Source organism: Mycobacterium sp. UM_Kg1, assembly GCF_000972925.1.
GTDB lineage: Bacteria > Actinomycetota > Actinomycetes > Mycobacteriales > Mycobacteriaceae > Mycobacterium > Mycobacterium hiberniae.
The window spans coordinates 1-7,555 of sequence record NZ_JRMK01000165.1 but is presented as its reverse complement, the minus strand read 5'-3'; the positions used below and the strand labels follow the sequence as shown (position 1 = coordinate 7,555).

General features: G+C 69.4%; 8 protein-coding genes. 4 read left to right on the top strand and 4 right to left on the bottom strand.

Annotated features, from left to right (window positions below):
* Positions 1-79: 79 nt before the first annotated feature.
* The gene (gene zapE, locus LI92_RS18410) at positions 80-1,165 is read right to left on the bottom strand and encodes a cell division protein ZapE (RefSeq protein WP_046321482.1); all 1,086 of its coding nucleotides are present in this window, start codon (positions 1,163-1,165) and stop codon (positions 80-82) included.
* On the opposite strand from zapE, the gene LI92_RS18405 reads away from it, so the two are divergent.
* From LI92_RS18405 to msrB, 4 genes are all read left to right on the top strand, one after another.
* Positions 1,164-1,946, top strand: coding sequence for a pyrimidine reductase family protein (locus LI92_RS18405; RefSeq protein ID WP_046321481.1), 783 nt, complete (start codon positions 1,164-1,166; stop codon positions 1,944-1,946). The genes zapE and LI92_RS18405 overlap by 2 nt on opposite strands.
* Before the next feature lie 10 nt (positions 1,947-1,956).
* On the top strand, positions 1,957-3,540 hold the full coding sequence (locus LI92_RS18400; RefSeq protein WP_046321480.1) for an alpha/beta hydrolase: 1,584 nt from the start codon (positions 1,957-1,959) through the stop codon (positions 3,538-3,540).
* A gap of 65 nt (positions 3,541-3,605) precedes the next feature.
* Positions 3,606-4,880 (top strand): arabinofuranan 3-O-arabinosyltransferase, encoded by a 1,275-nt coding sequence (aftC, locus tag LI92_RS18395; RefSeq protein WP_046321483.1) that lies wholly within the window; start codon positions 3,606-3,608, stop codon positions 4,878-4,880.
* A gap of 42 nt (positions 4,881-4,922) precedes the next feature.
* A complete protein-coding gene (msrB, locus tag LI92_RS18390) occupies positions 4,923-5,330 on the top strand; it encodes a peptide-methionine (R)-S-oxide reductase MsrB (RefSeq protein WP_046321478.1) in 408 nt (135 codons plus the stop codon).
* 7 nt (positions 5,331-5,337) lie between these two features.
* On the opposite strand, the gene hemQ is transcribed toward msrB, so the two are convergent.
* The 3 genes from hemQ to LI92_RS23300 all read right to left on the bottom strand — a co-directional run.
* Positions 5,338-6,039, bottom strand: coding sequence for a hydrogen peroxide-dependent heme synthase (hemQ, locus tag LI92_RS18385; protein WP_046321477.1), 702 nt, complete (start codon positions 6,037-6,039; stop codon positions 5,338-5,340).
* A 34-nt stretch (positions 6,040-6,073) separates the two neighbouring features.
* The gene (locus LI92_RS18380) at positions 6,074-7,438 is read right to left on the bottom strand and encodes a protoporphyrinogen oxidase (RefSeq protein WP_046321476.1); all 1,365 of its coding nucleotides are present in this window, start codon (positions 7,436-7,438) and stop codon (positions 6,074-6,076) included.
* A partial coding sequence (locus LI92_RS23300) for a uroporphyrinogen decarboxylase family protein (RefSeq protein WP_286135189.1) occupies positions 7,432-7,555 on the bottom strand: 124 nt, incomplete at its 5' end. The genes LI92_RS18380 and LI92_RS23300, both read right to left, overlap by 7 nt.

The window sequence follows — 7,555 nt, the reverse complement described above, 5'->3', positions numbered from 1 at the left end:
CGCCTCTCCTTCGTCGAGGCTCGCTAACCCCCGGGCTTGATTCGGCGGTCCAGCTTCGCCTCTCCTTCGTCGAGGCTCGCTAACCCCCGCTGCTCAGGGCGAGCAGGCGTGAGGTGGCCCGCAGGTACTTTTTGCGGTAACCGCCCGCCAGCATCTCGGCGCTGAAGATCCCGTCGAGTTTGGCTCCCGACGCCACCACGGGGATACCGGCGTCATAGAGCCGGTCGGTGAGCGCCACCAACCGCAGCGCCACATTCTGATCCTCGATGGGATGCGCGTCGGTGACAAACACCGCCGAGACCCCCTCGATCAGCGTCAGATAGCGCGACGGATGCATGGTGGCCAGGTGCGCACACAGCGCGTCGAAATCGTCCAGTGTCGACCCGGGCCGCGCCGCCGCGCGCTGCGTAACCTCGGGCGTCGAAGGCGGTTCGGGCGCAGGCGGCAGATCCCGGTGCCGATAGTCCGGGCCGTCCACCCGGACAGGGGTGAAAATGCTTGCCAACGTGTGAATCTCGCGCAGAAAATCCTGGACCGCGAAGCGGCCTTCGCCGAGCTGTTCGGGCAACGTGTTCGATGTGGCGGCAATCGAGACCCCGCGCGCCACCAGTTCGGACAACAGCCGCGACACCAAGGTGGTGTTGCCCGGGTCGTCCAGTTCGAACTCGTCGATGCAGACCACGGTGTAGCCACCGAGCAAGTCGATGCACTCGGTGAACCCGAAAACCCCGGCCAACTGGGTCAGCTCCATGAACGTCGCGAACGCCGCCGCCGGCGCCTCGGCAGCGCCACTGCCGGTATCGGTGATGGCGTGGTAGATCGAGGCCAGCAGGTGGGTCTTGCCGACACCGAAACCGCCGTCGAGGTAGATCCCCACGCCCGGCAACACCTCGCGCCGGCCCAGCAGCCTGCGCCGTCCGGCGCGCCGGGTCACCGCCTGCTCGCAGAATGCCGTGCACGCGGCCACCGCCGCCGCCTGGCTGGGTTGCGCCGGGTCTGGCCGGTAGCTGGCGAAGCTGGCGCGCGCAAACGTCGGAGGCGGTGTGAGCTGGGCGATCAACCGCTCCGGGGAGACCTCCGGGCGCCTGTCCACCAGGTGGTCGATCGACTCGGCGGCGGGATTGGGCACGCACGAACTGTAGTCACATGGTGCAATCGAGGCCATGTCCGACCTCAGCGCAGATCCGGGCTTCACCCTGCTGGGCGCCACCGCGCCCGTCGACGACACGGAACTGGGGCGGCTGTATGCCTACCCCGAGGCCGGCGGGCCGCAGCCCTGGGGGCGGGCCAATTTCATCGGCAGCATCGACGGCGGCGCGACGGTCGCCGGCACCTCCGGCGGCCTGGCCGGGCCGGGCGACCGGGCGGTGTTCATGCTGCTGCGAGCGCTGGCCGACGTCATCGTGGTCGGGGCGGGCACCGTCCGGGTCGAGAATTACGGCGGAGCACGGCTCAGCGCCACCCAACGGCAGGGCCGCCGCGACCGAGGACAGTCCGAGATCCCCCCGCTGGCGATCGTGACCCAGTCCGGGGCACTGGACCGGGACCTGCGGGTGTTCAACGACACCGAGGTGGCGCCGCTGGTGTTGACCTGCTCCGCGGCAGCCGCCGATACCCGGCAGCGGCTGGCCGGCAACGCCGAGGTCCTGGAGTGCTCCGGCGATGACCCCGACCGTGTGGATGAGGCCGTGCTGCTGAACACCTTGGCGCAGCGCGGGCACCTGCGGGTGCTCACCGAGGGCGGACCGCGCCTGCTGGGGTCGTTGATCGAGCATGAGCTGCTCGACGAGCTGTGCCTGACCTTGGCGCCGTATCTGGTCGGCGGCCTGGCTCGCCGCATCGCCACCGGACCGGGCGAGCTGACAACGCCGATGCGCTGCGCGCATCTGCTCACCGACGACTCCGGCTACCTCTACGCCCGGTACGTCAAAAGCGCGCGCCTATAAGGTGACAGGCATGACCAGCTCTTCGAGGTTCGCCCGGACCGTAGTGGTCGCGGCTGCCGCCGTACTGACCGGGTCCGCGCCGCTGCTGGCCGGTTGTGCGCCCGGGCTGGCCGCCAACCCGCGTTTTGCCACCAACTCCGGCGCCGGGCCACAGGGCCAACCCGCCTCCACCTCCGAGCAGGCCGGTCCGCCACCGGTAGAGGTGCCCAAGAACGACCTGCCGTGGCATGACTGCACCGCCCGGATGTTCAGCGACGCCGCCGTGCCCGCCACCCCCGGGGTGCGGCTGGACTGCTCCAGTTACGACGCCGACGTCGACCCGCTCGGCGGCGGTTCGTCCTCGATCAGCATCGGGGTGGTGCGGGCACGGTCGGTGCAGACTCCCGGCGACGCCGGCCCGGTGGTGTTCACCACGGGCTGGGATCTGCCGTCGTCGCTGCAGCTGCCGATCTGGCTGTCCCGAGCCGGCGCGGACGTGCTCAAGAGCCACCCGATCGTCGCCGTGGACCGGCGTGGCATCGGGCTGTCGAGCCCCGTGGACTGCCGCAGTCGCAGCCAGCGCGACGAGATGTGGAACCAGGCCCAGTTCGCCCCCGGCGACGACCCGGTGGCCAATCTGGGCACCATCACGATGGAGGCCACCACCGACTGCACCGACTCCATCTCGCCGGGAGAGTCCTCCTACGACAACACCCATGCCGCCACCGACCTCGAGCGGCTGCGCAGCATCTGGGACATTCCCGCACTGTCGCTGCTGGGTATCGGAAACGGCGCCCAGGTCGCCCTGGCCTACGCCGGCTCCCACCCGGGGAAAGTGGCGCGGCTGGCCCTGGACTCCCCCATTCCCCTCGGCGTGGCCGCCGAAGCCGCCGCCGAGCAGCGGGTCAAGGGCCAGCAGGCGGCCTTCGAGGCGTTCGCCGCGCAGTGCGCCGCGGTCGGCTGCGCACTGGGTCCGGACCCCCAAGGTGCCATCAACGCGATACTGGACTCCGCCCGCGCCGGACAGGGGCCCGGCGGCGCCTCGGTGGCTGCGGTGACCCACGCGATCGTCACCGCCATGGGTTATCCCATCGGGGATCGGGTCACCAGCACCAACGATCTGGCCAGGGCGCTGGAGTCGGCCAACTCCGGCGACGCCAACCTGCTGAACAATCTGATCAACCGGGCGCAGGGCACCACCGGCAGCGACGGCCACTTCATCAACACGTGCGCCGACGCCCTCAACCGGCCCACTCCCGACCGGATCCGGGAACTGGTGGTTGCCTGGGGCAAGGAGTACCCTCAGTTCGGCGCGGTCGGTGCCCTCGACATGGCGCAGTGCCTGAGTTGGCCCAGCAGCAGCACTCCCGAACAGCCCAAGGAACTCAAGATCGACGTGCTGCTGCTCGGGGCCCAAAACGATCCGATCGTCGGCGAGGAGGGGGTGGCGGCCACCGCCGCGGCCGTCATCAACGCCGGATCGGCCAGCAAGCGGGTGATGTGGCAGGGCATCGGCCACGGCGCGGCGGTGTATTCGGCGTGCACGCTGCCGCCGCTGATCGGCTACCTCGACACCGGCAAGCTGCCCGACACCGACGTCTACTGCCCGGCCTGACCCTGATCCGGACCCGCGGGCGCCGCCCGCGGTACGGTTCGCTGGTGACGGCAGCCGACTCCTTGATGCAACGGGCGGGCACCGCCCTACTGAACGCGTTCCGGCCCCCCACCTCTGCGCCGAGCACCGCCACCGTGCTGCGTTCGGTGTTGTGGCCGGTGGCGATCATGTCGCTACTGCACCGCTCGATTGTGTTGCCGCTGAACGGCAACATCACCGATGACTTCAAACCGGTGTACCGGGCGGTCCTGAACTTCCGGCACGGCCTGGACATCTACAACGAGCATTTCGACTACGTCGATCCGCATTATCTGTACTCCCCCGGCGGCACGCTGCTGATGTCGCCGTTCGGGTATCTGCCCGAGACGCTGTCGCGCTACACCTTCATCGCCGCCAACACGATCGCGATCCTGGTTGCGGCCTACCTGCTGCTGCGGATGTTCGGCTTCGGGCTGAACTCGGTGGCGGCACCGGCCCTGCTGGCGGCGATGTTCCTCACCGAGAGCGTGAGCAGCACCCTGGTGTTCACCAACATCAACGGGGTGATCCTGCTGGCCGAAGTGCTCTACTTCCGCTGGCTTCTCGACGGCCGGGCGAGCCGTCAGTGGTGGGCAGGGGTCGCGATCGGCCTGACCCTGGTGGTCAAGCCGGTCCTGTTGCCGCTGCTGCTCCTGCCGCTGCTGAGCCGGCAGTGGCGGCCCTTCGTCGGGGCGATCGCGACGCCGGCGCTGTTCAACTTAGCGGCCTTCCCGCTGGCCAGCGACCCGAGCAGCTACTTCACCAAGACGGTTCCCTACATCATGGGCACCCGCGACTACTTCAACTCCTCGATCCTGGGCAACGGAGTGTTCTTCGGCCTGCCCTCGGGGCTGATCCTGTTCATGCGGGTGTTGTTCACCGCGCTGGCCGCGCTCAGCCTGTGGCTGCTCTACCGCTACTACCGCACCCGCGACCCCCGGTTCTGGATGCTGACCTCGTCAGGTGTGCTGCTGACGACCTCGTTCCTGGTGTTGTCACTGGGACAGGGCTACTACTCGATCGTGCTGTTCCCGTTCCTGATGACCGTGGTGCTGCCCAATTCGGTGCTGCGCAACTGGCCGGCGTGGTTGGCCGTCTACGGCTTCATGACGCTGGACAAGTGGCTGATCTTCCGATGGATGAACATCGGTCGTCCGCTGGACTATTTGAAGATCACCTACGGCTGGTCGCTGCTGGTGATCGTCGTGTGCGCCGTGCTCTGTTACCGCTACCTCGACGCCCGGGAGCAGGGGCGCCTCGACGACGGAATCGATCCGGCCTGGCTGGCGACTGCACCGGCGAAAGCCGACGCGACGGCCTAGCCGCACGCAGCAGGGCCGCTCCGATCGGATTACCGTAGGTGCATGACGTCTCCCAAGGTCTCCCTCACCGACGATGAGTGGCGCGCGAAGCTGAGCCCCGAAGAGTTCGCGGTGCTGCGCCGCGCTGGAACCGAACCACCCAACACCGGCGAATACACCGACACGACCGCCGAGGGCATCTACGAGTGCCGGGCCTGCGGCGCCGAGTTGTTCCGCAGCACCGAGAAGTTCCAGTCGCACTGTGGCTGGCCGTCGTTCTTCGATCCGGCCGACACCGACGCGGTGATCCTGCGCCCGGACAACTCACTGGGCCGGCAGCGCACCGAGGTGTTGTGCGCCTCCTGCCATAGCCATCTGGGGCATGTGTTCACCGGAGAGGGCTACCCCACACCCACCGACCAGCGCTACTGCATCAACTCGATCTGCCTGCGCCTGGTGCCGCCGTCCTAGCGGGCTGCTACTGCAGCGACGCCACCAACTGGTCGACCTCGACGCGGGGCCCGGTGAAGAACGGGGTTTCCTCCCGGGCGTGCAGACGCGCCTCGGTGTTGCGCAGGTCGCGCATGAGGTCGACGATCCGGTCCAGTTCGGGCGCCTCGAACGCCAGGATCCACTCGTAGTCGCCGAGGGCGAACGCCGGAACCGTGTTGGCCCGGACATCCTTGTACGACCGGGCGGCCATGCCATGCTCGGCCAGCATCCTGCGGCGATCCTCTTCGGGCAGCACATACCACTCCAGCGACCGCACGAAGGGGTACACGCAGACGTAGGCGCCCGCCGGCTCGCCGGCGATGAAGGCGGGCACGTGGCTGCGGTTGAACTCCGCCGGCCGGTGCAGCGCCACGCTGCTCCACACCGGCGCGCACGCCCGGCCCAACGCGGTGCGGCGGAAACCGGCGTAGGTGGCCTGCAGGTCCTCGATGCGCTCGGCGTGGGTCCAGATCATGAAATCGGCGTCGGCGCGCAGACCCGCCACGTCGTAGATACCGCGGACCACCACGCCGCGCTCTTCCTGCTGTTTGAAGAAGGTTGCGGCTTGGTCGGCGATCGCCTCGCGACTCTCCGAACCTCCGTCGAGTCCGCCCGGGTTCACCGAGAACACCGAGAACATCACATAGCGGATGGTGGAGTTCAGTTTGTCGTAGTCGAGGTGCGCCATGGTCCATATGCTGCCACGGTGCGCGCGCAGACTTCTACGGCGCCGGGGTGGCGCTGATCACGGCCGCCGCGGCCCGGTCGGCCGCGGCGATGCACGCAGGCACCCCGATGCCGTCGAGATAGTTACCGGCGACCGCCACGGTCGGCGGCAGCGCCGCACGCAGCCCGGCGATCAGTTCGGCGTGGCCGGAGCGATATTGCGGCATCACCGCAGCCCAGCGCTGCACCCGCACGTCGATCGGATCCACCGTGACCCCGAAGACCGCCTCCAGGTCCTGCACCGACCACCCCAGAAGTTCCGCGTCGGAGGCGCCGATCCGCGAGTCTCCGAACCGGCCGAAGGACAACCGCAGGACCTCCACGCGGCCGCCGTAGCCCCGGTCTCCCCACTTGCGCGAGGTCAGGGTGATCGCCTTGGCATGCAGCCGCTCCCCGGTGGCCACGAGCACCCCGGAGTTGTCCGGGAACGCCGCGCCGGCGGGCACCGCCATGGCGACCACCACCGACGAGGCGTTGTCGATGCGGCTGGCCGCCGCCGCGGCGCGGGGTGCGAATCCGGTGGCCAGCCGCGCCAGCTGCGGCGCGGGAACCGCGACCACCACGCGGTCGGCGCGGTGGTGGCCCCCACTGGCGTCCCGCAAGAGCCAACGCTGGCCGACCGGGTCGATCTGGGTGATCGCGGACTGCACCCAGCGCGGCCGGGCGCTGCGCACCAGCGCGTTCACCAAGACCTGGTATCCACCGGTGATCGAGCCGAACACCGGAACGCCGGTCGTGGCGGGCAGTGTTCGGCGCACCGCCTCGGTCAGGCTGGGGACCCCCTCGTCGAGCAGGGCGGCCAGCCCGGGAACCGCCGAGCGCAGCCCGACCGTCGCGGCCGACCCCGCGTAGACGCCGCCGATCAGCGGATCGACCGATGATGCGACCACCTGTTCGCCGAACCTGTCGGCAACCAGGGCGCCCAGCGCCGGGTCACTGCCCGGCTCGAACGCCAGCGGGCGGGCGTGTTCACCGGCGATCCGGGCGAGCGTCTCGGCGTCGACCAGTCCGGTCATCGACGCCGGCGAGGACGGGATGCCGCTCACGGTGTCCGCCGGCAGCCGGTGCAGCAGCCGGTTGCGGTACAGCAGGGGCCGCACCCCCGTCGTACCGCGCTGCCGGTCGGCCAATCCGAGCTCGGCCAGCAGGGCGGGCACCTCGGGACGGCGGGCGACAAACGCCTCGGCCCCCACGTCGACGCTGAGTCCACCCAGGCTCTCGGTCCGCAGCAGTCCCCCGAGCCGGTCGGCGGGATCGAAGATGGTGATGTCGGCTGCGTCGCCGAGTGTCGCTCGCAGCCGGTGGGCGGCGGCCAGGCCGGAGATTCCGCCTCCGACGACGCAGTACGACGTGGTCACAATGAGTGAACCAGCGACACCAGGTCGGTCAGCACCCCGGGATCGGTCTCCGGCAGCACGCCGTGTCCCAGGTTGAACACGTGCCCCGCCGCTCCGGCCTGCATCTGTCTCTTATACACA